22 protein-coding genes are annotated in these 22,860 nt (G+C 67.1%); 6 read left to right on the forward strand and 16 right to left on the reverse strand.

The window, feature by feature from the left end:
- Positions 1-85 precede the first annotated feature (85 nt).
- The 7 genes from H0B43_RS21875 to styD form a co-directional block, all read right to left on the reverse strand.
- Positions 86-1,795, reverse strand: a complete 1,710-nt coding sequence (locus H0B43_RS21875) for an amidohydrolase (RefSeq protein ID WP_185726032.1) — start codon at positions 1,793-1,795, stop codon at positions 86-88.
- A gap of 32 nt (positions 1,796-1,827) precedes the next feature.
- Positions 1,828-2,346 carry a DUF5134 domain-containing protein gene (locus H0B43_RS21880; RefSeq protein WP_185726031.1) on the reverse strand — a complete coding sequence of 173 codons (519 nt, stop codon included), beginning with the start codon at positions 2,344-2,346 and terminating at the stop codon, positions 1,828-1,830.
- An 8-nt stretch (positions 2,347-2,354) separates the two neighbouring features.
- The gene (locus tag H0B43_RS21885) at positions 2,355-3,791 is read right to left on the reverse strand and encodes an APC family permease (protein ID WP_185726030.1); all 1,437 of its coding nucleotides are present in this window, start codon (positions 3,789-3,791) and stop codon (positions 2,355-2,357) included.
- Positions 3,784-5,742: a primary-amine oxidase gene (locus H0B43_RS21890; RefSeq protein WP_185726029.1), complete on the reverse strand. Its 1,959-nt coding sequence runs from the start codon at positions 5,740-5,742 to the stop codon at positions 3,784-3,786. Before H0B43_RS21890 ends, H0B43_RS21885 begins: the two co-directional genes overlap by 8 nt.
- 169 nt (positions 5,743-5,911) lie before the next feature.
- Complete coding sequence (locus H0B43_RS21895; RefSeq protein ID WP_185729850.1) at positions 5,912-6,481, reverse strand: TetR/AcrR family transcriptional regulator; 570 nt, start codon at positions 6,479-6,481, stop codon at positions 5,912-5,914.
- A gap of 52 nt (positions 6,482-6,533) precedes the next feature.
- Positions 6,534-6,854 carry a multidrug efflux SMR transporter gene (locus tag H0B43_RS21900; RefSeq protein ID WP_185726028.1) on the reverse strand — a complete coding sequence of 107 codons (321 nt, stop codon included), beginning with the start codon at positions 6,852-6,854 and terminating at the stop codon, positions 6,534-6,536.
- A 93-nt stretch (positions 6,855-6,947) separates the two neighbouring features.
- Entirely contained in the window at positions 6,948-8,435 is a 1,488-nt protein-coding gene (gene styD, locus H0B43_RS21905) for a phenylacetaldehyde dehydrogenase StyD (RefSeq protein ID WP_185726027.1), read from the reverse strand.
- A 170-nt stretch (positions 8,436-8,605) separates the two neighbouring features.
- Between styD and H0B43_RS21910 the strand changes: the two genes are divergently transcribed.
- The gene (locus H0B43_RS21910; protein ID WP_073362007.1) at positions 8,606-9,271 is read left to right on the forward strand and encodes an XRE family transcriptional regulator; all 666 of its coding nucleotides are present in this window, start codon (positions 8,606-8,608) and stop codon (positions 9,269-9,271) included.
- Between the two features lie 82 nt (positions 9,272-9,353).
- Positions 9,354-9,941 carry a transcriptional regulator gene (locus H0B43_RS21915; protein ID WP_185726026.1) on the forward strand — a complete coding sequence of 196 codons (588 nt, stop codon included), beginning with the start codon at positions 9,354-9,356 and terminating at the stop codon, positions 9,939-9,941.
- 55 nt (positions 9,942-9,996) lie between these two features.
- On the opposite strand, the gene H0B43_RS21920 is transcribed toward H0B43_RS21915, so the two are convergent.
- A complete protein-coding gene (locus H0B43_RS21920; RefSeq protein WP_185726025.1) occupies positions 9,997-11,352 on the reverse strand; it encodes an ammonium transporter in 1,356 nt (451 codons plus the stop codon).
- Between the two features lie 201 nt (positions 11,353-11,553).
- Between H0B43_RS21920 and H0B43_RS21925 the strand changes: the two genes are divergently transcribed.
- Both H0B43_RS21925 and H0B43_RS21930 read left to right on the forward strand, forming a co-directional pair.
- Positions 11,554-12,105 carry a HutD family protein gene (locus H0B43_RS21925; protein ID WP_185726024.1) on the forward strand — a complete coding sequence of 184 codons (552 nt, stop codon included), beginning with the start codon at positions 11,554-11,556 and terminating at the stop codon, positions 12,103-12,105.
- A 75-nt stretch (positions 12,106-12,180) separates the two neighbouring features.
- Entirely contained in the window at positions 12,181-12,762 is a 582-nt protein-coding gene (locus H0B43_RS21930; protein ID WP_185729849.1) for a TetR/AcrR family transcriptional regulator, read from the forward strand.
- On the opposite strand, the gene H0B43_RS21935 is transcribed toward H0B43_RS21930, so the two are convergent.
- From H0B43_RS21935 to H0B43_RS21970, 8 genes are all read right to left on the reverse strand, one after another.
- Positions 12,721-14,184 carry an APC family permease gene (locus H0B43_RS21935; RefSeq protein WP_185726023.1) on the reverse strand — a complete coding sequence of 488 codons (1,464 nt, stop codon included), beginning with the start codon at positions 14,182-14,184 and terminating at the stop codon, positions 12,721-12,723. The genes H0B43_RS21930 and H0B43_RS21935 overlap by 42 nt on opposite strands.
- 23 nt (positions 14,185-14,207) lie before the next feature.
- Complete coding sequence (locus tag H0B43_RS21940) at positions 14,208-14,516, reverse strand: hypothetical protein (protein WP_185726022.1); 309 nt, start codon at positions 14,514-14,516, stop codon at positions 14,208-14,210.
- Between the two features lie 35 nt (positions 14,517-14,551).
- On the reverse strand, positions 14,552-15,925 hold the full coding sequence (locus tag H0B43_RS21945; protein WP_397517547.1) for a flavin monoamine oxidase family protein: 1,374 nt from the start codon (positions 15,923-15,925) through the stop codon (positions 14,552-14,554).
- Between the two features lie 533 nt (positions 15,926-16,458).
- Complete coding sequence (locus H0B43_RS21950) at positions 16,459-17,034, reverse strand: TetR family transcriptional regulator (RefSeq protein WP_185726020.1); 576 nt, start codon at positions 17,032-17,034, stop codon at positions 16,459-16,461.
- Positions 17,031-18,029, reverse strand: a complete 999-nt coding sequence (locus H0B43_RS21955; protein ID WP_185726019.1) for a DUF3445 domain-containing protein — start codon at positions 18,027-18,029, stop codon at positions 17,031-17,033. Before H0B43_RS21955 ends, H0B43_RS21950 begins: the two co-directional genes overlap by 4 nt.
- Complete coding sequence (locus H0B43_RS21960; protein WP_185726018.1) at positions 18,026-19,003, reverse strand: PDR/VanB family oxidoreductase; 978 nt, start codon at positions 19,001-19,003, stop codon at positions 18,026-18,028. Before H0B43_RS21960 ends, H0B43_RS21955 begins: the two co-directional genes overlap by 4 nt.
- Positions 19,000-19,518: a dimethylamine monooxygenase subunit DmmA family protein gene (locus H0B43_RS21965; protein WP_252189737.1), complete on the reverse strand. Its 519-nt coding sequence runs from the start codon at positions 19,516-19,518 to the stop codon at positions 19,000-19,002. The genes H0B43_RS21960 and H0B43_RS21965 overlap by 4 nt, the downstream gene beginning before the upstream one ends.
- 18 nt (positions 19,519-19,536) lie before the next feature.
- On the reverse strand, positions 19,537-19,920 hold the full coding sequence (locus tag H0B43_RS21970) for an ethanolamine utilization protein (RefSeq protein ID WP_185726016.1): 384 nt from the start codon (positions 19,918-19,920) through the stop codon (positions 19,537-19,539).
- 315 nt (positions 19,921-20,235) lie between these two features.
- Here H0B43_RS21970 and H0B43_RS21975 point away from each other — a divergent pair, with 315 nt between their 5' ends.
- Both H0B43_RS21975 and glnT read left to right on the forward strand, forming a co-directional pair.
- Entirely contained in the window at positions 20,236-21,429 is a 1,194-nt protein-coding gene (locus tag H0B43_RS21975) for an FAD-binding oxidoreductase (protein WP_185726015.1), read from the forward strand.
- Positions 21,430-21,474: 45 nt separating this feature from the next.
- The gene (gene glnT, locus H0B43_RS21980) at positions 21,475-22,836 is read left to right on the forward strand and encodes a type III glutamate--ammonia ligase (protein WP_185726014.1); all 1,362 of its coding nucleotides are present in this window, start codon (positions 21,475-21,477) and stop codon (positions 22,834-22,836) included.
- Positions 22,837-22,860: the final 24 nt, after the last annotated feature.

A 22,860-nucleotide genomic window follows, 5' to 3' on the forward strand; every position in this document is an offset into this window, starting at 1 on the left:
TACACACAGGCAATTCGAGTAGAAAGCCGAAGAGCCGGTCCGCCGACATACGGTGGACCGGCTCTTCGGACAATGCCGAGGGGAGCTACCGGGCGCTCTCGAGAACGCGCTGGAACACGACCTTCCCGCCCAGCACCGTGGTGACCACCTGCATTCCCGGGATGTCGTGCGGGTCGATCGTCTCGAGGTCGCCGTCGAGGATGCACAGGTCGGCCACCTTGCCGGGCTCGAGTGATCCCTTCCAGTCTTCGGCGAAGTCCTGCCAGGCCGCGTTGGCGGTGTAGGTGCGGACGGCGTCCGCGAGCCCGATGCGCTGGTCGGGGCCGCTCACCGCGCCGCTGGCCTTGCTCTCGCGCAGGATCATCGTCGAAATGCCCTGGCGCCAGTCGGGCGAAGTGACGGGTGCGTCGGAACTGCTCATCAGGTGCACTCCGGATTCGACGGCGCTGCGGTACGGCCATTCGTAGGCGGCACGTTCGGTGCCGACCACTCCGACCTCGAGGTCGGCGATCGTCCACTTGATCGTCGGGTTCATGTTGACGCCGATACCGTTCTCGGCCAGGCGCTTCAGGGTCGCCTCGCTGATGAAGTCGCCGTGGATGAGGTAGTGCCGGGCATCCGCGCGGGGGTGCGCGTTCTGGGCGGCGATGATCGCGTCGGCGACGGTGTCGATGGCACGATCACCGGTGACGTGCACACCGATCTGGTATCCGGCTTCGTGGCCGATACGGATCATCTCGGTCACCTCGTACACCTGGCGCTCGTCGGTGTCGCCGCCGACGCAGAGGGAGCCGCAGCCGCCGCCTACATATTCCTCGTGCATCCAGGCGGTCTTGCTGGGCGGGATCCCGTCGGCGAACACCTTCACCCCAAGTATCCGGAACATCCGCGGATCGGTGGTTTCCGGAACGTCGATCTCGGCGAGGTTCCGGCCGAAATCCTCGGCCGACCCGGACATTCCGGTGGGCAGCAGGAGCAGGTTGACGCGGGCGCCGAGTTCCCCGCGCCGGGCGAGGTCGGCATACACCTCGAGTCCTTCCGCGCCCATCGCACCGCCCGCGAGGGCCTCGCCGCCGGGCCCGATCGCGGGGTCGGTGAAACTGGTGATGCCCTCGCTCTGCAGGATCGAGATCGCCGAACGCAGTGCCTCCTCGCGGCGCTCCCGGGTGAGGGCGGGAAGCACACGCTGCACGAGGGCCTGCGCACCCTCCATGACGATCCCGGTCAGCAGGCCGTCCTCGCCGACGGGCATGAGACTGCCCGGCGGCAGCGGGGTCGTCTCGTCGACGCCGGCGAGCGCGAGCGCCGCGCTGTTCACCCAGGACGTGTGCCGGGAGAAGTCCTGCAGAAACACGGGGTTGTTCGGCGACACGTCGTCGAGGTCCCCGCGGTTCGGTGTCCGCCCGGTGTCGCCGCGGCATTCGTCGAGATAACCGTCGTCCCAGCCGGTCCCGATGATCCACTGACCGTCCGGGGCGGCCGCAGCGGCCTCCCGCACGAGTTCGCGGACGTCGGCGATCGACCGGACCGTCGGGAACGAGACGTCGAGCGACAGCGGCGGCGTGTCGAGTCCGAACGCGATGGCGTGCAGATGCGAATCGTTGATTCCCGGGAGGACGGTCTTCCCGCCGAGGTCCGTGACCACGGTGTCCGGTCCGATCAGGGTTTCGATCTCGGCGTCACTGCCCACCGCCTGGACCAGTCCGTCACACACCGCCAGTGCGGTGGCGATCGTGAAGTCGTCGTCGACGGTGAAGACCTTGCCGTGGATGTAGACGGTATCGGCGTAACTCATCGGTTCCTCCAGGTTGCGGTCGGGGAGTGGGATCAGACGGCCATCGGTGCCATTCCCAGGATCATCAGTGCGGATCCCGCTGCCGCGGTGGTGACGCCGGAGCGGCGTTCGCGGGGCGGGGTGGAGCGAAAGAGGTGTAGTGCGATCAGGGCCCAGCAGACGAGGATGGCGACGGGCAGCCAGCCTGTCGACAGTTCGGCGCCGCCGTGATGGTGGCCCTGGGGCACCGACGCCGAGGGTGCCGGCATCGGCGCCGTCGGGGCGAGCAGCAGCAGCACTCCCATGGCCGTGAGATCCACCGCGCAGGGAATGGCGGTCCGGCGGTGCATCGTCTCACCGGTGACGAACAGGGCGAGGGCGACGAGGACTGCGCCCTCCAGGAGATGAATCCAGTCGGGCACACCGGGAATCATCATGGTCACCATGGACGCCGCCATCGCGCCGTGCGCGATCCGGACCCTGCAGTCCGTGCCGTGGGACCGCCACATCGGCATGACGGCCCCGACGGCTCCGACGACCATCGCCGCGTGCACGGCCGGGATCTCGAACATTCTCGGGCTCAGATCGTGGGGGTGAGTTCGCGATGCTGCTCGACGTCCGCCCGGCTCTGCCGAGTGAAGCGGGCGACGACCAGTCCGGCCACGAAGAACAGGGCGATCACGACCAGCAGGATGTTCGCGAGCAGTTCCGACCCGCCGATCAGCGTGGTGAAGTTGTCGAGCACCAACCCGGTGACGGCCACCAGGCCCACGCAACCGAGTACCGGGGCGATGCGGGTGTGCCAGAGCCGGGTATCGAGCCGGGTGCGGGCGAAGAAGACGATGATCGCGACGCTGGTGAGCACCATCAGCACCAGGATGCTCACGGTGGCCAGACCCGCCATCCAGGTGAACAGTTCCAGCACCGGATCCGCGCCGACTACTGCGAACACCCCCACGACCACCACCGCGGAGATCGTCTGGGCGATCGAGCCGATGTGTGGGGAACCGTGTTTGGTGTGGGTGCGGGACAGGGCCCGCGGCGCCGCGCCCTTGCGGGCCAGGGCGAACACGTACCGGGAGATGGCGTTGTGGAAGGCCAGCAGCGCGGCGAACAGGCTCGTGACGAGCATGATGGCCATGACGTCGGCGGCGGGACCGCCGAGGAAGTGCGCGGCCGCCGCGAACGTCAGCCCGGCGGGGTCCTCGGCTGCGGCTGCGGCCACGTTGTCGCTGCCGAACGCGAGGACGACGGCCCAGCTGGCGAGGGCGTAGACGAGTCCGATGACGATGACGGCGGCGTACGTCGCGATCGGGATCGTGCGCCGGGGGTTGCGGGCCTCCTCACCGTAGATCGCGGTCGCCTCGAATCCGATGAACGACGCGATCGCGAACATCAGTGCGACGCCTGGGGATCCGCTGAAGAACGACGTCGGGGTGAACGACGCGAAGTCGATGCCGGCGGCGCCGCCCTTCGCGAGCACGCCGAACGACAGCGCAAGAATGATGCCGATCTCGAGCACGAGGAGAACCCCGAGGACCTTCGCGCCGAGGTCGATGCTGCGATAGCCGAGCACGGCCACGAGCGCGATGAGCACCAGTGCCCAGAACCACCACGGCAGGTCGGGTCCGCCGTACTGGACGACCAGTCCCTGAATGGTCGAGGCGGCCAATCCGTAGACGGCGGCCTGGATCGCGGTGTACGTCAGGAGTGCGAGGCCGGCGGCGCCGAGCCCGCAGGATTCGCCGAGGCCCTTGGCGACGTAGGCGTAGAAGGCGCCCGTGTCGACCATGTGGCTGCTCATCGCCGCGTATCCGACGCTGAAGACGAGCAGGACCAGCGCGGCGATGAGATAGGCGGTGGGGGCGCCTGCGCCGTTGCCGATCGCGATCATGACGGGCAGGGCGCCGCCGATCGCGGTCAGCGGTGCGGCGGCGGCGATGACGAGGAACACGATCCCGACGACGCCGATGGATCCACGTAACTTACCGGCCCCGCCGGTGGTGGTGTCAGACATGGGTTCCCCCGTCGGAGTGGCAGCTGCTGCCCCCGGTGGAGCAATGCTTCGATGCGGTGCGGGGGACGTCGAGGGCGGGGTTGCGGTCGAAGAAGCCGTTGGGCTTCAACGTGAATCCGGTGTAGTCGACGGGCATGATCGGCCAGTCCTCCGGGCGCGGGAAGTGCGTGAGCCCGAACGTGTGCCACACGACGACGTCTTCGTTCTCGAGATCGCGGTCGCCGGCGACGAAGCTCGGCAGGCCGGCGCCGCCGGCGTGCTGGTTCACGAAATCGCCTGCCGCGTATCGTTCTGCGGCGTCGAACTGCGTCACCCACAGGTGCTTGGTGGCGAACGTCGCCCGCGCCGCGATCGACGAGTCGTCGTCGGCCAGCAGGATCGGCTGCCCCTCCGGGTGCAGTGCGTACGCCACCGGCTTGCCCAGCCGGTTCAGCCGGTTCGGGTTGCTGATGTGCCACACACGTCCGACGCTGTTGTCCGCGAGACGCTGCGCCTCCGATTCCGTCGTCAGGGGGGTGCGCTCGAGGGTGAAGGCATTGCCGTGCAGGTTGCCGGGCCCCATCTTCACCCGCTTGGTCTGCACCTCCTCCACCGAGTTGCGGTCGCCGTCGATCATCATGTCGAGGCGGGCGCTGAACAGGTGCTGGTGGTACGGGGCGCCGAGGCCGGGGGCGATCTCCGAGGCGTACGGGTAGTCGCCGCCCGGGTGACCCGACGTGAACACGATGCCGGTGGCCTTCACCTCGAACTCGATGGTGCCGTCGAGGTACAGGTACCAGAAGAAGCCGTAGTCGTAGTTGCCGATCGTGGTGAAGAAGGAGATGACGAGGCGGCGCTGGCGGCGGGTCTCGGCGGAGCCGGCCCACAGGTCGGTGTGCTTCCACAGCACGCCGAAGTCCTCCTCGTGCATGCATACCGCGTTCTTCAGCGTCTTGGGGCTGCCGAACTCGTCGGCGATGACGGCGTCGAAGTAGGTGATGTCGCCGACGCAGTCGCAGCCGAGTTCGAGGGCATTGGCGTAGCGGCCCACCATGTACTCGCCGGTGTCGAAGTAGTTCTGCCACGACCGCACCGGGGAGGGATCGCCGTAGGGCACCACCATCTCGGCGATGGACGCGCGGTGGATGATGGGGCGGACCCGGTCGCCGTCGGCGAATCCGAGCTGATGGAGGACGAGACCCTCGCGGGCGTCGAAGCCGACGCGGAACGACCACTTCTCCCAGTCGACGCGGTTGCCGTCGATGGCGAAGCTGGGGCCCTCGGGCTGGGTGATCTCGATGGGCTTCTGGGTGGTGCGCAGGGGGCCGGTGACGGCGAGGTCGTCGAAGTTGCCCGACTCCTCGGGGATCGGGACGGCGCCCAGGTCGAGGACGTCGGTGACGGTCCGGTTCATGACGTCGACGAATCCGACGAGACCGTCGATCGGGTGGGCCCAGGCGTGATCCTTGGGATGGTCCTGGCGGAACGCGAGCCCGCGGAGGATCCGCTTGCCCTCTTCGCCGTCGTAGTCGAAGACGCCGGCCGAGAGCGGGGCGACCCGGACGTCGGCGACGTCGAGTCCGCGGGCGGCGAGCGCGGCGAGCCAGCGTTCGTCGCCGGACAGCACCTGCTCGACGAGTTCGAACTCCTCGTCCAGGACCGGCATCTGACCGTCGCGGGTGGCGTCGAGGGTCACGGAGCTGATCACCGCACGCTGGGTTACGGACACGACGACGTCCACCGCGTTGGGCGACGAGATGTCGTGCAGTAGAACGCGGAACCGGCGATCGGTCTCGGGCGCCTCGGCCGTGTACAGCGTCGACTTGTCCGGTTCCTCGAGACCGACGTAGACGAATCGCGTCTGCTCGGTCAGCGCGTCGGCAGCCTCGAGGATCTCGCGGAGGGATGCGATTTCTTCGACGGTCGGCAGCGACAGCGGGTGGTCGATACGCGCGGGGGAAAGGGTGGGCATGTCGCGATCCTTTGGTTCTACGGGTGTTGAATAAAAAGCTTAGTGACGTACGTTACAGCCGAGGTGCACTCGTGTAAACAGTGAGTTTCGAAGCCGGACAAACTGACCGTTCGGTCAGAGACCGCGTTCTATCAGAATCCGGGACAACGATTTTCGCGGAGCCGGTGAATCAGAGAGCGGCGAGAAACTGCTCGAGCATTTCGAGCTGACGTGCCGCCGACGTCTCGCCCGGTGTCAGCACACCGAGAATCTGCATCCCCATCATCATGTTCAGGAGTTGCTCCACCACGATGGTGACGTCGATGTCGCCGACGGTGCCCTCCGCGCGAGCCTGCTCCAGGAAGACGGCCATCTGCTCGCGCCAGCTGTCCATCGTCCGGCGGTTGGTCGCGGCCATCTGCTCGTCGTACATCGCCCGCGGCCACAACGATGCGGCGATCCGGGCTTCGAGGAGTTGCTCCTCGTTGATCGGCATCACCTCGCGGCACAGGATGCGCAGGGCGTCGAGGCCGGTCGCGTTGCCGAGCGCCTCGGTAATCCGGCGATCGGTGGCCTCGGAGATGTGTTCGTACGACGTGCGGAGAATCTCGTCCTTGCCGGCGAAGTAGTGGCTCAGCGCGCCGTTGGTGTACCCGGCCTCGGTGGCGATGTCGCGCATGTTCGCGGCTTCGATCCCGCGGGCGGCGATCAGCCGCCAGGCGGCGGCGGTGATGCTTCGCCGACGCTCCTCGTGATCCACGAGCTTAGGCACGACGCGTACCTGCCCCACCAGCGGTCATGCGACCACGGTATCAATGCGCTCCGTCGAGATTGAGAACGACCACGCCCGAGACGACGAGACCGAGTCCGAACACCTTCGTCGCGGTCAGCGGCTCACCGAGGAACGCGGCCCCGATCGCGACGATCGCCGCCGTCCCGAGACCCGACCACAGGGCGTAGGCGATGCCGACCGGCACCGTCTTGACCGCCTGCGACAGGAACACGAACGCCAGGACGTACCCGGTGAGGCACCCGATCGTCGGCCAGAGCCTGCTGAAGCCCTCGGTGGACTTCAGCAGACTCGTTCCGATGACCTCGGCGGCGATCGCGGCAAGCAGGAACACGTACGGCATGGTGACAGGGAACCATGCCGCGCCGTCATCTACGAATACATGATGACGTCGCGGACGTTCTCGGCGTTCCGATCTGGTTTTGTCGGACTGGGATCAGAGGATGATGGTGACGACCTTCTCCTCGGTGTTGGCTTCGATTCCGGCCCAGCCGAGTTCGCGTCCGGTGCCGCTGGTCTTCATGCCGCCCCAGGGCAGGGCGGGGTCGATCGGAGCCCACCCGTTCACCCCGACGGCGCCCGCGCGGACCTTGCCGGCGAGGGTGTGGGCGTGCGAGACGTCGCGCGTCCAGATGGTGGCGGCCAGGCCGTAGTCGGTGGCATTGGCGATCGCGATCGCCTCGTCGGTGGTGTCGAACGCGATGACGGTGCCGACGGGGCCGAAGATCTCTTCCCGCGCGATCTTCATGTCGTTGGTGGCGTCGGCGAAGATGGTCGGCTGGACGAAGAACCCGTCCCGGTCGGGGCGGCCGCCGCCGGCGGCGACGCGTGCGCCCTCGCTGCGTCCGGCCTCGATGTAGCCGAGGACGGTGTCGCGCTGCTTCGCGTTGACCAGGGCGCCCATGGTGGTGGCCGGGTCGAGCGGGTCGCCGAGGACCTGGGCGGCCGCGGCGGCGGCGAGACCTTCGACGACCTGCGAGTACAGCGACCGGTGCACCAGGATGCGGGTGCCTGCGGCGCAGACCTCGCCCTGGTTGAAGAACAGTCCCATCGCGGTGCCGTTGATGGCGGCGTCGAGGTCGGCGTCGGGGAGGATGATCTGCGGGGACTTGCCGCCGAGTTCGAGGGTGGTGCGCTTGAACGTGTCGGCGGCGCGCTTGGCGATGATCCGGCCGACGCGGGGGCTGCCGGTGAAGCTGATCTTGTCGATGTCGGGGTGGCCGGCGAGCGCGTCGCCCGCGACCTCGCCGAGTCCGGGCACGATGTTGACGGTGCCTGCGGGCAGTCCGGCCTCTTCCAGGAGCGTCGCGAGGTGCAGGATCGACAGCGGTGCGTCCTCCGGCGGCTTCACCACCAGGGTGTTCCCGGCGGCCAGGGCGGGGGCGATCTTCCACGCCGAGATCATCAGCGGGGTGTTCCACGGGACGATCGCGCCGATCACGCCAACCGGTTCGCGGACGGTGTACGAGTGGGTGGGCCGGCCGAAGTAGCCGGCGGTCGGGATGGTCTGCCCGGTGATCTTGTCGGCCCAGCCGGCGAAGTGGCGGAACGTGCCCGCGGCCATCGGGATGTCGAGCATGGTGGGCTGGCCGACGGGCTTGCCGACGTCGAGGGCCTCGAGCCGGGCCAGGAGCGCTCCGTCGCGTTCGATGAGGTCGGCGATCTTGTTCAGGATGCGTCCGCGGGCGGCGCCGGGCAGCGAGCCCCATTCACCGTTCAGCTGCGCCCGCGCCGCGGCGACGGCGTCGTCGATGTCCTGGGCGGTGCCCGAGGCAATCTGGGCGAGGGGCCGGCCGGTGGCCGGGCTCAGATCCGTGAACGTCCCGCCGTCCGACGCCGGGCGCCACTGCCCGCCGATGAACAGCTCCGTCGCGGCTCCATCAGGAAGTCCTGTGGCACTGACGTTCTCGTGTACTGCGGTCATGGCGTCAACTCTCCCGGTGATGTTGTGATGGCTGTCACAAGGATGCGCGCGGGGTTGCGGCGTCGTCTTGCACGAGCGCGCACGCTTGTTGCTCGTATGCGCACTGATTCGCCGCCTGAACCTCGGAGTCGCAGTTTCCTGACAGTAAACAGCGCTGTTACGATGCCGAAGTGACGACTCGACCTGAGACCGGGATCCACCGCGACACGGGAGACCCCGCGCCCGTCGAGCGGGAGGTGCCGTCCGATACGCCGACCGGCCCCGATCTCGAGAAGGTCATCGCCCGGCAGGTCCGGTCGCTCCGCAAGGCCAGTGGACTCTCCGTGGGCGACATGGCGGCCAAGGTCGGTATCTCGAAGGCCATGCTGTCGAAGATCGAGAACTCGCAGACCTCGTGCAGCCTGTCGACGCTGGCGCGGCTCGCGGCAGGCCTCGACGTGCCCGTGACCTCCCTGTTCCGGGGCGCCGACACCGCGCGCGACGCCGTGTACGTGGAGGCGGGCCACGGTGCGGTCATCGTCGGGCGCGGCACCCGGGTGGGGCATCACTACGAACTCCTCGGCGCACTGCGCGGGCAGCACAAGCGACTCGAACCCGTGCTGGTCACGCTCACCGACTCCAGTGAGACGTTTCCGCTGTTCCAGCACGCCGGCACCGAACTGCTCTACATGCTCGAGGGCGTCATGGTCTATGGGCACGGCGAGGCCGAGTACACGCTGCGGCCGGGTGATTCACTGCTCCTCGACGGCGAAGGTCTGCACGGTCCCAACGACCTCGTGCGGTTGCCCATCCGGTTCCTCGCCGTCACGGCGTACCCGGACCACCACGAGGACTGACCCTGCCGACCGCGATTTCGTCCTTCCTCCATGCCGTGTGCCGGGCGTAGAGTGGCGGGTGGTTCGAAAGGTCGTGGTAGCAATGTTGGCGACAGTTCAGATAGCGTCCGGCGGAAAAGCGGCGCTGCCCTTCGATCCCGCCGAGCCGGTCCACCTGGCCACCGCGGGCGCGATCGGTCTCTACTATTTCGATTACGGCACCGATGCGCGGATGAATGCGGATGATCTCGGCGACTTCTACGTCGTTCAGATCCCGCTGTCGGGAACGGCCCGAATTACGTCTGGCGCAGAAGAGTTCGACTCGACCATGACGGTCGCGTCGATACTGTCGCCGGGACGCCCCGCGACCATGGAGTGGCACGAAGGGCAGTCGCAGCTGATCATCCGACTGGCGCGCCGAACCCTCGAGGAGCACGTGCAGGAAATTCTCGGGAGTCCACTCGATCAACCCCTCCAATTCGCGCCGCAGATGGAACTCGCAAGCCCCGCTGTGTGCGGGTGGCGTGAGGCGGTGGAACTGCTCGAACACGAAGTCGCGAATCATACAGCGATCACTGCCGATTCGGCCGCGATGGCGGAATTCGACCGAATCGTGCTGAGTCAGTTCCTGTCCGCCCAGCCGAACAACTACAGCGACAGACTACGTAGCCTGGCTCAGAGCCTGACCTAGTCGGCGACACCCCGCCCACGGAGTCCGCGGGCGGGGTGTCGATGTCAGTTGGCGCTCAGGCCTTCGCGGGGTCTCCCGCCGCTCCGGCCGCGATGGCTTCTGCGCCGAGCACCGCATCGGCTCCGTGCTTGGATGCGCCGGTGAGTCCGACGGCGTCGAGCACGTACGCCGTCTCGCCGTGGACGGACACGTCGAGGCCGTCGTATTCGCTTTCCTGGTCGGCCCGGATGCCCATGAACTTCTTCAGCGCGAGAACGATGACCAGGGTGACGACGAAGCAGTACGCGAGAACGGCTGCCACGGCGACGCATTGGCGCCACAGGACGTCGAATCCGCCGCCGTAGAGGAGCCCCGCGGCGCCGTTGGGAGCGGCCGGATCTGCGAGGAATCCGATCAGTACGGTGCCGAGGATGCCGCCGACCAGGTGCACGCCGACGACGTCGAGCGCGTCGTCGTAGCCGAGCCGGTACTTCCAGGAGACCGCGAAGCAGCAGACCGCGCCCGCGGCGGCGCCGACGGCCAGGGCGCCGAGGGGTGAGACGGCACCGCAGGCGGGTGTGATGGCGACCAGCGCCGCGATGAGACCCGACGCGGCGCCCAACGACGTGGCATGACCTTCACGCAGTTTCTCGACCACCAGCCACGCGCAGATGCCGGCGCACGCCGCGGCGACGGTGTTGAGGATGACGACGGACGCACTGTTGCCGGCGGACAGCGCCGAACCACCGTTGAACCCGAACCAGCCGAAGAGCAGGATGCCGGCGCCGAGCATCGTCAGGGGGAGGCTGTGCGGGCGCGGCGCGACGGGGAAGGTCTTGCGGGCGCCGAGAACCAGGACGACAGCGAGGGCGGCGACGCCGGCATTGATGTGCACTGCCGTGCCGCCGGCGAAGTCGATGGCACCGAGGGTGTTGGCGATCCATCCGCCGATCACCGAGCCGTCCTCGGAGTCGAATGCGAACACCCAGTGGGCGACGGGGAAGTAGACGAACGTCGCCCACAGTCCGGCGAACAGCATCCATGCACCGAACTTCATCCGGTCGGCCAGCGCGCCCGAGATGAGTGCCACGGTGATGCCGGCGAACAACAGCTGGAATCCGGAGACCAGCGCGGGCGGCAGTCCGGGTTCGGCCGGGGCCTCCAGCACCGAGCTGGAGCCGAAGAACTCGAGCGGGTCACCCAGGATGCCGAGGCCGCCGAGTGAATTGCCGAGCACGGCCGAGTAGCCGAACACGATCCACAACACCCCGACGACGGCGAACGCGCCGAACGTCATCATGGCCATGTTGAGCGTGTTGCGCACGCTGACCATCCCGCCGTAGAACATGGCCAGGCCCGGCACCATGAGGCTTACTGCCGTGAAGGCCGCCAGAATCCAGGCGGTATCGGCCGCAGCGACTGCTTCGTTCATTGTCGTCCACCTTGATCGAGGATGGCGGGGCACTCGCAGTGTCCGCCGTTGGGAATCAATGTCTATCCACAGTGAACCAAAGGGGAGATTTCGAGAATAGTGCGCTGCGTGACGAATGCGTTACGGATCCGAGCCCGCGACTGGGCTCGTCCAGAATGGACAACGTATCGTGACAGTGAACGATTTCGCTGAGGAGAATGTGTGTACACAGTGCGTGAGGCCCGCATCATCCGTCGTGCAGATCGCCACACCACCCGGTGGGCCAACGGTGCGGGGACGACCGCGGAGATCGCAACCGGTGCCGCCACCCGGTGGCGGGTCAGTGTCGCGACACTCGACGGGAGGTCGGCCTTCTCCTCGTTCCCCGGGGTGGACCGCATCTTCACGGTGATCGGCGACCACCCGGTCATGCTCGACTTCGGCGGCGCGCCGACCGTGATTCCCCGCCTCAGCCCGACGCCGTTCGCGGGTGAGAACGGTCCCGTCTGTGCCGCATCCGGGGCAACCGAGGCGTTCAACGTCATGATCGACCGGTCCACGACCGCCGCCTCGGTGGACGTCGTCGAGATCGGGATCGCTCATGAGGTGGCCGCCGGCGATCGGGTGGCAGTCCTGGTCCTGGTCCTGCACGGACGACTGGCGACGGACCTCGGGCCCGTCGGTCCCGGCGACTGCCTCCTCGTCGAGCGGGGGTCGGTGCACCTGTCGGGACCGGCGGCTGTCGTGGTCACCGAGATCCTCGACCGCACGTGAGTGGCAGCGCGTGCCGGGGCACACATTGCCACTCACCTGCGGGTGTCGTGGTCGGCGGACCGCGGCGATGCGAAGATGGTGTGCGTGGACCCCGACACCGTCACCCGACCTGCCCCGGCGCACGGCAGCAAACGACAGGCCCTGATCGACGCCACGATCACGCTGGTCGCACGGGGCGGTCTCCGCAATTTCACCTATCGCGCCGTCGCCCGCGAAGCAGGTGTCGCGCACGGTCTCGTCGCCCATCATTTCGGCAGTCGAGACGCCCTCATCGAAGAGGCGTTGCGGTACACGCTCGATTCGAGCGCAGAAGTGCTCACCGACGTGACCGAGGGATCCAGCCTGGACGACTTCGTCAGTCACCTCGCGGAACTGGTCTCGCGTGAACCCGATCTGCAGGCCTTCCAATACGAGCTGATCCTGGAGTCCCGGCGCAACCCGGAACTCGCGCCGCTCGTGGAGAATCTCTACGCGGCCTATCGCGACGCCACCGCGGACGCTCTCGAGCGGGTCGGAATCACGAGGGATGATGCCTTGACCCACCTGGTGTTCGCCGCCCTCGACGGGTTGGTGTTTCAGCAATTGGCTATGGGGAACTCGGCGCGGACCGAGGCCTCACTCGCGAAACTGCGGCAGTTCCTCGCATCGGCGCGCTGACGTCTCATTCCCGGAGGTGTCCCGCCACGTCAGCGGTGCCCGGTCCTGAATCTTTCTGCGGTAGAGGAAGAGTGCGACGCCGACCAGCAGGAGTGCGATACCCAGCAGAACTTCCTTCGGCCCACCGGCATGGCTGAGGCCGGGGTTGAGGACTCCGACGACGAGCATGAAGGTGTTGAGTACCGCGACCACTGCAGCAACCGGGATCCAGCCCTTCGAGAGCCGGATGGGACGCGGCCAGTGCGGGCGGTCCTTGCGGAGGAGCAGAAACCCGATCACGGCGAGGGTGATCGCCAGGATGTACCCGAGATTGCTGGCGATGAGAATGGCGACGGGGTTGCCGATGAAGACCAGGATCAGCAGGTTGACGGTCATGGTGATCCACAGTGCGCGGCTGGGGACACCGTTGCGGTTGAGCTGATCGAGTTGGGTCACGGACATGCCCTCGGCGGCGATGCCGAAAAGGGCGCGACCGGCGTCCGCGGACGAGGAGATCATGCTGAGGAACAGTGCGCCGCAGAGGACGGCGGTGATGATCCCGGACAGGCCACCGGAGATTTGCCCGATGCTGGCGACACCGTACGTGATCGGGTTCTCGGCGATGACGCCCTCGCCGAGCTGGCCCGTGGTCGCGATCGGGACGACGGTGTAGACGCCGACCATGAACAGTGCGATCGACGTGAGGGCGCGAGAGGTGTCACGGCTGGTGTCCTTGTATTCGGGCGCGAAGACGGCGCACAGTTCGCTGCCGTAGATCGCCCACGCCGACACGTACAACCACACCACGAACGTCTTCCAGCCGCCGTCCACATGGGACGTGAGGTTGACGGAGTGCCATTCGCCGGAAACGAACGGGCCGACCGCGAGCGCGGCGAGCACGACGATGAACGCGGCACCGATCACCTGGTTGAACTTCACCGCGACCGTGATTCCGGCGACGTTGAGTGCCGTGCACAGCACGATCGTGATCGCGGAGATGACATGGGGTAGGCCGAAATCGACCCCGGCGAGCGAGAACAGGGTCCAGGTGGCGTCCGGGAACCACTGCGCCTGGACGAGAGACCCGATCGTGAGTCCGACGAGGGAGAGCACCAGTGACCACCCGCACCAGTAGCCGAATGCGGCGAGGGGTCCGAGTGGGGCGAAGTACCGTTTCCAGGCCTCGGTCGCGAAGGTCGCGACGCCGCCGGCCTTGTCCGGGAACATTGCCGCCATCTCCGAGAACAAGGTGTTCTGCAGAAGTGCGACGACGGACAGGACCACACAGATCACCGCCGCGGGGATTGCTCCGATCGATCCGATGACGTACCCCACCGAGACGAAGAGCCCCGAGGCGATCGGCAGCGCGAGCATGAACCCGTGATACCACCGCAGAGTTTTGTGTAGTTGATGATCCGGCGCCGGCGACGCTGTCTCGTTCATGACTGTTCTCCTCGGGCGGGTGATCAGGCGATCGGGCTGACGGCGGACTCGGGGAACTCGGTGACCTCGATCTCGACGTCCTCGAGGAGGGCGAACATCTTCAGGAACTCGGGGAGGTTGGCGGCGTCCGCATTCGCGGCGTCCGCCGCTTCCCGGGTTTCGTAGATCCACAGGTCGACCCACGTTCCGTCCGACCGCTGCGCGCAGAACGGCACGGCCAGCAATTTCGGGTGGGCGGCCTTGACTTCGGTGATGGCGGCCTTGCGGAGGCGGCAGTATTCCTCCGCATCCGACGTCAAGGTGAAGGTGACGAGTTCGGCGCAGTACGACATGGTGATGGTTCCTTCGTCTTCGGTGGGGTGGGTGATCAGCGGAGCGACTGCAGAATTCGGGCCGCGGCGGTCTTGCCGCTCTCGATGGCGCCGTCGATGAACCCGGCCCATCCCTCGGCGTAGTCGCTGCCGGCGAGGCGGACCCGCCCGTGCGGTTCCGACGCCGCGTTCTGCACCGCGACGAGTTGGTTGGGCCGCAGCATGGCCCAGGTCTGCTGCGACAGGTCGTCGGTAACCCAGTCGTGGCCGTCGACCGCGACCACCTCGATTTCGGGAATCCATTCGCGCAAAGCGATTTCGACGGCGCCGCGGTCCGTGACGTCGATGCGCGTCGCGTCGCAGCCGAAGGCGACGACGAGGCTGTCCCCGTCGATGTCGTACTCGTACTGGAAGAAGTTCAGCGCGCACGTGCTGGGACCCAGACCGGCGACCTTGCCGACGTCGCCCCGGACGCGCACCCACACCTTGCAGCCGGTCGACGCCTGACCCTCGTCGGCGACCGAGCGGATGTCGGCGGGAAGCGCGGGTGCGAAGTCGATCGTGTTCAGGACGTTCAGCGGCAGGGTGACGACCACCTCCCGGGCGGTGAATGTCCGGCCGTCGGTGAGGGTGACGGTGGCGCCGTCCGCATCCTGCTCGATTCGCTGCACGCGTGCGCCGAGGCGGACGTCTGCGGTGGACTGAGCGGCGATGGCGTCGAGCAGGGCTTTGGTGCCGCCGGCCAGCTTGAAGGTGGCGCAGGCTTCGAACAGGAGATGCCAGTTGCCGCCCGTCAGCGCACACCACCTCAGGCCCTGCGTGTAGGCGGATACCTCTGGCCTGCCGCTGAAGTTCAGCGCCCACATGCCCTCGACCAGGGCATGTTGTTCGTCGTCCAGATTCAGCTCTGCGATCTTCTCCGCAACCGTGATGTGGTCGAGCGCTTTCAGTTCGTCGCTCACCGGCCGGAAGTGGAAAGGGTTGGGCAGCAACTGCGCTGATCCGTCGAGCACCGTCGTCATCCCTGTGTCGAGGAGGTCGAACATGACGTCGGGTGACCCGTGACGGATCTCGTCGCCGACCTTCCACAGCGCTTGTTCGGCGACGGGACTGCTGATCAGGGGCAGGTCGTACCGGCCGACCTCCGCCCAGACGTGCGGCTGCGTCCAGTGCACCCACGTGCCGCCGAAATCCAGGGACTTTCCCAGGGCACTCTCGCGTGTCCACGTTCGCCCGCCGAGACGATCGCGCGCCTCGAGGAGGATCACCGCGGCGCCCTGCTGGGTGAGTTCTCGCGCCGCGGTGACGCCCGCGAACCCTCCGCCGACGACGATGACGTCGGTGTCGTGCTGTGTCATGGCTTTCGCCCTTTCGATTTTCGGGAGATGTCGGGCAGGCCGAAGGCAACCGTGGCTCGGAATGTCTCCGATAGGCTGTGCTCCACGTCACCTGTACGGATGCACAGTAATGGGTGTGATTCGGTTTGCATAGACCCCAGAGTGTCCACTCGCAGTGGACATGAATTCTTATTGTGAGAACCTGCTGGTCAGAAATGCGGTATCGACATGCTCGGTCTCGGTGAACTTGACCATCTGGATAACATTGTTGCCCGGACTGGGTTCGTCGCACGACGGAAGGCAAGCGCTCCCACGACCCCCATGTGAGTGGCAATGCGTGCGGGGGCGCACATTGCCACTCACCTGAGGGTCGGCGGCGATGTGAGGATCGTGTCGTGGGCACCGACAGCCACGCTTACCTGGTGCCGCGTCGGGTGATGCACGGTGCATCACCCCGCCCTGTTCTTCCGCGGTTTGTAGTGTGTCGTCTCGAGTGCGGGTTGCCGGTTTGATCAGGGGTGCTGCGGGCGCCGGTTCAGTCCGGCCAGCTGCTGGTTACCGGACCCTCGAACGCAAGTGAGTGGCAATGCGTCCCGGGACACACATTGCCGCTCACGTGGGCGGAATTACCTCGCAGTCGACAGGATCCGGCGCAGGCGCTCGATGGCGCGCTCTGTCGCGGGACGGTCCTTGGCGATGAGTTGGTGCATGATGAAACCCTCGATCGCGGAGTAGACCAGCAGGGTCAGGTCGTCGTCGGCGGTGATGCCCAGCCGGGTCAGGGCCTGGGACGTCGCCTCGATGTACGTGGCGTACAACAGTTTCACGTGCGGGTCGAGGCGCGGGGTTCGCCGGGATTCGAGCATCAGTTCGTACTGGAACACCTGGAGGTCCGGGTCGCGGGCGACGAGGTCGGTGAGGTGCTCGACGAAGTTGTCGAGTGAGGACCCGGCGGCGAGGTCGGCGAAGACGCCGGCGCTCTTGTCCAGTGCGTAGCGGAGCGCGGCGTCGAGGAGGGCGTCCGCCGACCCGACGCTGCACAGCACGGCCTCCTCTGAGACGCCGGCCTCGCGGGCGACGGCCCGGACCGTCAGACCGCGCAACCCGTCGCGGGCGATCACGGCGACCGTTGCGCGGACGAGGTCGAGGCCCTGATCGGTCGGGGGCGCCGCACGCCGCGGCCGCCTGTCGGCGAGCGTCACGGCTCGACGTTCCCGTGGGCGGCGAGCCATCGCATCCCGGGCTCCCGGGTGCGGCTGATGCCCTTGTATTCGGCCATGTCCACGGGCAGGTCCTCGAGGACCTTGTACAGCCGCTCACCCCACTCCGGAACGGACGCGACATCCCGGAACGACAGCAGGTACGACCGGATCAGGAACATGACGGAGCCGGTGTGGGCGAGCCGGATCAGATGCTGGACTTCGGTTCTCAGGAACAGCCGGTCCCCGACGTCGTCGAGGGGGCCCTCGGCGAGGGTGCGCCGGTCCTTCCCCCACCGGGGATAGGTTTCGGTCGAGGTGTCGAGTTTGCCGTCGACGGTCAGCGTCCAGTTGGTGCGCCGGTAACTCTGGCCGGGTTCGAGGCGCATCAGGAAATTGTGTGCGCGCGTGATGATCTTCTCGCTGTGGATGCGCGGGACGGGGCCGTGGATCTCGAGGAAGGTCATGCCCACGTCGAACCCGAAGGACCAGTCGGCTGCGAACGTCACCAGCCCGGCGTCGCCCCACAGTTCGCCCTCGCGCTGATCGAGCAGTACGACGTCTTCCTGGATCTGGCTGCAGATGTAGACCAGCGGCGGCGCCGGCAACGTGGCGGGGTCGCCGAACGTGAAGCTGTGCTCGATTCCGAGTAGGTCGTTCTTCCAGAACCAGGTGTCGCCGCGGTGTTCGAGGGTCATGGTTCCGGGGTATTCGGCGGCGAGGGTGCGCATCAGTGTGAGCATCGCGTCCCATGCGGCGGGAACCATGTGGGGCAGGCATTGGTGTCGCGACGGGTCGCCGGCCAGGATCCGTTCGCGCTCGGCCAGCTCGCGTTGGTAGTGGGAGTCGATGGCGATGCGGGTGGCGCCCCAACTGCCGGCGAGGGTGTCGGTGGGGTTCCCGGCCGGTTCGACGTTGGTGCTGTAGCGGTACTGGTCTCTAGAGAAGGGGAACGGGAAGCGCGCGATGTGGTCGGCGCGTGAGTCGGTCGATGTCACAGGTCCAGCTCCAATCGGTCTCCGACGGCCCGCGAGACGCACGGCATGATCGAGTCTCCGGACGCCTTCTCGTCTTCGGTGAGGAACATGTCGCGGTGTTCGATCCGGCCACCGCGCACCGACAGCCGGCATTCGCCGCACACCCCCTGGCGGCACAGGTTCGGAACGTTGATTCCCTTGTCCAGCAATGCCTCGAGCAGACTGGTTCCCGACGGGACCGGGACGATCATGCCGGTGCGCCCGAGCGTGGCGGCGAACGGGGCGCCGTCGGGGAGCGGACCCGACCCGAACGCCTCCGAGTGCACCCGGCCCGGGGGCCAGCCGCAGTCGCGGGCCCAGTCCGCCACCGCGGCGATCATCGGCGCCGGACCGCAGGTGTAGACGTGGGTGCCGAGTGGTTGGTCCGCCAGTGTGGGAACCAGGGTCTCGCGCAGTGCGTCGGGCGTCGAGACGGTGACGAGGCGGTCGCCGCACAGCGCCGCCAGTTCGTCGACGTGCGCCCCCTGCCGGTCGCGGAAGGAATAGAACACCTCGAACGAGCGGCCCCATTCGAGGGCGGCCCGGACGTGCGACAGGATCGGGGTGACACCGATTCCGCCCGCGACCAACAGGTGGTGCCGGGCGTTGAGCACCGGCGCGAACGCGCTGCGCGGGCGGCTGACGCGGACGGTCTGCCCCGGCTGGAGGTTGTGGATCCAGCGTGAACCGCCGTGCCCGTTCTCGTCGAGCCGGACCGAGATCGCATAGTGGTCCGGCTCGATCGACGGCCCCGTCAGCGAGTAGGAATTGCGTCTGCCCTCGGCCCAGTCGACAGCGACGTGACTGCCCGGGGTGAACGACGGCAGCGCGCGGCCGGCCGGGTCCGCGAGGACGACGTGGCGGATGCCCGCGCACAGCGTCCGCGCCTCACGAACCGTGAGGACCAGGCCACTGCTAACGCTCTCGCCCGCAACCGTTTCGAGCGTCAGGGTCATGGAAGTTCCTCCGCGTCGGCTCGGTATCCCAGGTACGCGCTGTGGCGTCGGGAGAAGTGGTAGTAGACGGTGAGCTCCTCGGAACACCCCGCACACGGCGTCGTCCCGCCGACGGCCACCGGGACGTTCGGCGACGTCGTGTGGCAGTGCCCGCAGAACACGTCGCGCACCGGGGTGTCGGGGGCACCGATCACGGCGGCGATCTCCGCGGGCAGCGCGCCCCCGGAGATCAGGCGGGAGCGCACTGCCGCCACCGTCCGCTCGGAACCAGCGACGACGAATCGCCATCCGATGCGCGCCTCGCACAACAGGTCGTCGAGTCCGGACCCTTCCACGTTTTCGACGGTCGACGTGAGAGTCGGTACGGGGGCGACCAGTTCGGTCAGCTCGCGCAGCGCCTGGGCGCTGACCGAGCTGTCCGAGACGAGCGCGTAGCGGGTAACGCGAGTGCCGGCCGCCAGGTCGTCGACGGCCTGATAATCGGATCGCCACCGGGGGACGCTCGTCGACCGCATCGAGACCGCCATCGCAGATCAGGGCGCGAAGGAGCGGTGGCCGACGAAGTAGGCCAGTGCGCGGTCGGGGGTGGTGAAGCGGATACGCGACCCCTTGGGGAAGAAGATCGCGTCCTTCGCCCTCGCAACCTCGACCTGGCCGGTGTCGAGGTTTTCCAGGGTGAACTCGCCCTCGAGGACGACCTTCATCTCGTCGTATGCGTAGTAGTAGTCGAGCGGGGCGTCCGTGCGACGGAGTTCGAAGTAACCGGCTGACATCTCCGATCCGTCGGGGTTGGAGTAGACGTCGTCGATGTATCCCTCGGTGCCCGGGTACTCCGAGACCGGCATCTGCGGCAGGTTCTCGTGGAATCCGGCGGTGACGCGGAACGCGGCGACGGTGGGCTTGTCGGTCGTGGTCATGGGTTCTCCCTGGAGACGCGGTGATGAGCGTCGGAGTGCGAATGAGTGGGCCCCGTGTTGTGAAACATGAGGTAGCAACAGGAAACCACAACCCATATTTCCGCGGCGTAAATCAATCGGTCGATCCGGTAAATGCGCAGATCAGTGTGCCAATCAAGGGCGAAAAGACCACTGTCCATCGTGAATTGGTGATCCATCAACAACATTGCCGTAACGCGTTGGACATAGAAGAACTGTTTCATAGTGAACAACAGCGATTCATGAGGTGAAACGAACCGCTATGCAAGCCGCCAGCGCCCGAATGAAGGAAGCAACGTGACACAGACAGCAAAGTTCGTGATCGTCGGTGGGGGACTCGAAGGTCTCGCCATCGCGTGGTCGCTCGCGGACCGCGGAGAGACCGACGTCCTGGTCCTCGAGCGTGGCACCTTGTGCTCGGGCATGACCGGCAAGTCCAGCGGCGTGGTCCGGTGCCACTACGGCACTCCGTCGCTGGCGGCGATGTCGTGGTACGGCGTCGACATCTTCACCCGCGCCGCCCAGATCTTCGGCGACGACATGGCGTTCCGCCAGTGCGGGTACGTCGTCGGGGTCGGTGAGAACAACATCGACCCGCTGAAGGCGAACGTCGCGATGATGCAAGGCCTCGGCATCGACGTCGACTACATCGGCCACGACAAGATGGCCGAACTGTGGCCGGGTCTGCACCTCGACGACTTCGCCGCCTTCGCGTACGAGCCGCTCGGAGGCCGCGGCGAGGCGTACATGGCCGGCATGGCGTTCGGTGCGTCCGCCCGCAAGCTGGGCGTGAAGATCCGCCAGAGCACGCCGGTGACGTCGCTGCTGCAGAGCGCGGACGGCCGCGTCTATGGGCTGACCCTGGAGAACGGCGACGAGGTGCACGCCGAGCACGTGATCCTCGCGACCGGACCCTGGGCGCCCGAACTCGGTGCCGGTGTCGGTGTCGACATCCCGGTGAAAGCGCAACGGGCGCAACTCGTCCTGATCGACCAGGGAGTTCCCACCCCGGAGGTGCCGGTGCTGTCGGACCTCGCCGGACTGCAGTACATCTGCCGCGAACCCAACGGCGAACTGCTCGTCGGCAACAGCGACCACGCCGCCCCCGAATACATCGACCCCGACAAGTACAGCAACCGCGCGGACGACAGCACCATCGAGAAGAACATCGGCAAGCTCGGCAACCGCCTGCCCGACATGCCCGACCCGCGGATCACCTCGAGCTACGTCGGCGCGTACGACGTCACTCCCGACTACAACCCGATCATCGGACCGGCCCCGGTGGACGGTCTGTTCCTGGCCACCGGGTTCTCCGGTCACGGGTTCAAGATCTCCCCGGCAGTCGGGCGTCTGGTCGCCGACATGCTGCTGGACGACGGCACGACCACCCTCCCGAATGTGGAGCCGTCGGACTTCCGCTACTCGCGCTTCGAGGAGGGCGACCTCCTCTTCAGCCTGCACCCCTACGAGGGTGCCGGCGAAATGCGCTGACCCACACCCCACCTCACCCGTAGACCACCAGTTCAGGAGCTCACCATGGCTGTCGACACAGCTGACGCGTTCACCGCGCAGAACATCGTGACATCCCCGCCGCAAACCTTGTCCGAGGTGGCCCGGGCCACCGGAACCACCTTCATCCTCGCCCTGTTCGTCACGTTGTCGGGCAAGCCGTGCGCGAAACTCGTCCCGATCGAGGCCGTCGAGCAGCTGCAGAACGACGGCGTCGGCTTCGCCGGCTACGCGGCGGGACACATGGGTCAGGAGCCCAAGGACTCCGATCTCGTTGCCGTGCCCGATGTCTCGTCGTTCACCCCGATCCCGTTCGTGAAGCCCGGGCTCGCGATCGTGCACTGCGATCCGCACGTGGAGGGCAAGCCCTGGCCGTATGCGCCGCGGGTGATCCTGAAGGAGACGCTGAAGAAGGCGTCCGATCTCGGACTGTCCGTCAACGTCGGCGCGGAGATCGAATACTTCCTCGTCCACCGCACCGGAGACGGGCAACTCACCACCGCCGACACCGCCGACGTCAGCCGGCAGCCGTGTTACGACGCCCGCGACGTCACCCGGATGTACGACCACCTGACCGAGGTGTCCGCGGCGATGAACGCGCTCGGGTGGGGCAACTACGCCAACGACCACGAGGACGGCAACGGGCAGTTCGAGCAGAACTTCGACTACGCCGACGCGATGACCACCGCCGACCGGGTGATCACGGCCCGGTACCTGTTGTCGGTGATCGCCGAGAAGCGCGGGATGAAGGCCACGTTCATGCCCAAGCCCTTCTCCGACCGCACCGGGTCGGGCATGCATCTGCACCTGTCGTTGTGGAACGAGGACGGTTCGGTGTTCCCGGACGGTGACGACCCCAAGGGGCTGGGGCTGTCGCCGACCGCGTACGCGTTCATCGCGGGAATTCTCGAGCACGCCTGCGCGTTGCAGGGCGTCATCGCCCCGACCGTCAACTCCTACAAGCGAACCGGTGCCACTTCGACGAGCAGTGGTGCCACCTGGTCGCCGCGATACGCCACCTACGGTGGCAACGACCGCACCCACTATCTGCGGGTGCCGGACAAGAACCGGGTGGAACTGCGCGGCGGGGACGGTTCAGCCAACCCGTACCTCGCCGCGGCCACCGCCGTCGCCGCCGGACTGGACGGCATCGCCCGGAATCTGGACCCCGGCACCCCCGGGTCCGGCGACAGTCCCAGCGACATGCTGCCGATGACGCTGCTACACGCGATGGATGCACTGGAATCCGATCCCATCGTGACGGGCGCCCTCGACGTCGCCGGCCCCGGCGTCGCCGAGTACTTCGCGAAACTCAAGCGCGAGGAGTTCTTCGCCTGGCACAACACCGTCTCCTCCTGGGAGCTCGACCACTACCTGACAGCGTTCTGACAGACCTCCCGAAAGGAGACATCC

It is taken from the genome of Rhodococcus sp. 4CII (assembly GCF_014256275.1).
GTDB classification, from domain to species: domain Bacteria; phylum Actinomycetota; class Actinomycetes; order Mycobacteriales; family Mycobacteriaceae; genus Rhodococcus_F; species Rhodococcus_F wratislaviensis_A.

Bases quoted from the DNA above. Each gene is read 5' to 3' on its own strand.
- H0B43_RS21960 (WP_185726018.1), bottom strand. From the start codon at position 19,003: ATGACCCTGACGCTCGAAACGGTTGCGGGCGAGAGCGTTAGCAGTGGC.
- H0B43_RS21965 (WP_252189737.1), bottom strand. From the start codon at position 19,518: ATGCGGTCGACGAGCGTCCCCCGGTGGCGATCCGATTATCAGGCCGTC.
- H0B43_RS21880 (WP_185726031.1), bottom strand. From the start codon at position 2,346: ATGTTCGAGATCCCGGCCGTGCACGCGGCGATGGTCGTCGGAGCCGTC.
- glnT (WP_185726014.1), top strand. From the start codon at position 21,475: ATGGCTGTCGACACAGCTGACGCGTTCACCGCGCAGAACATCGTGACA.
- H0B43_RS21890 (WP_185726029.1), bottom strand. From the start codon at position 5,742: ATGCCCACCCTTTCCCCCGCGCGTATCGACCACCCGCTGTCGCTGCCG.
- H0B43_RS21915 (WP_185726026.1), top strand. From the start codon at position 9,354: ATGTTGGCGACAGTTCAGATAGCGTCCGGCGGAAAAGCGGCGCTGCCC.
- H0B43_RS21930 (WP_185729849.1), top strand. From the start codon at position 12,181: ATGGTGTGCGTGGACCCCGACACCGTCACCCGACCTGCCCCGGCGCAC.
- H0B43_RS21940 (WP_185726022.1), bottom strand. From the start codon at position 14,516: ATGTCGTACTGCGCCGAACTCGTCACCTTCACCTTGACGTCGGATGCG.
- H0B43_RS21900 (WP_185726028.1), bottom strand. From the start codon at position 6,854: ATGCCGTACGTGTTCCTGCTTGCCGCGATCGCCGCCGAGGTCATCGGA.
- H0B43_RS21970 (WP_185726016.1), bottom strand. From the start codon at position 19,920: ATGACCACGACCGACAAGCCCACCGTCGCCGCGTTCCGCGTCACCGCC.
- H0B43_RS21935 (WP_185726023.1), bottom strand. From the start codon at position 14,184: ATGAACGAGACAGCGTCGCCGGCGCCGGATCATCAACTACACAAAACT.
- H0B43_RS21920 (WP_185726025.1), bottom strand. From the start codon at position 11,352: ATGAACGAAGCAGTCGCTGCGGCCGATACCGCCTGGATTCTGGCGGCC.
- H0B43_RS21875 (WP_185726032.1), bottom strand. From the start codon at position 1,795: ATGAGTTACGCCGATACCGTCTACATCCACGGCAAGGTCTTCACCGTC.
- styD (WP_185726027.1), bottom strand. From the start codon at position 8,435: ATGACCGCAGTACACGAGAACGTCAGTGCCACAGGACTTCCTGATGGA.
- H0B43_RS21885 (WP_185726030.1), bottom strand. From the start codon at position 3,791: ATGTCTGACACCACCACCGGCGGGGCCGGTAAGTTACGTGGATCCATC.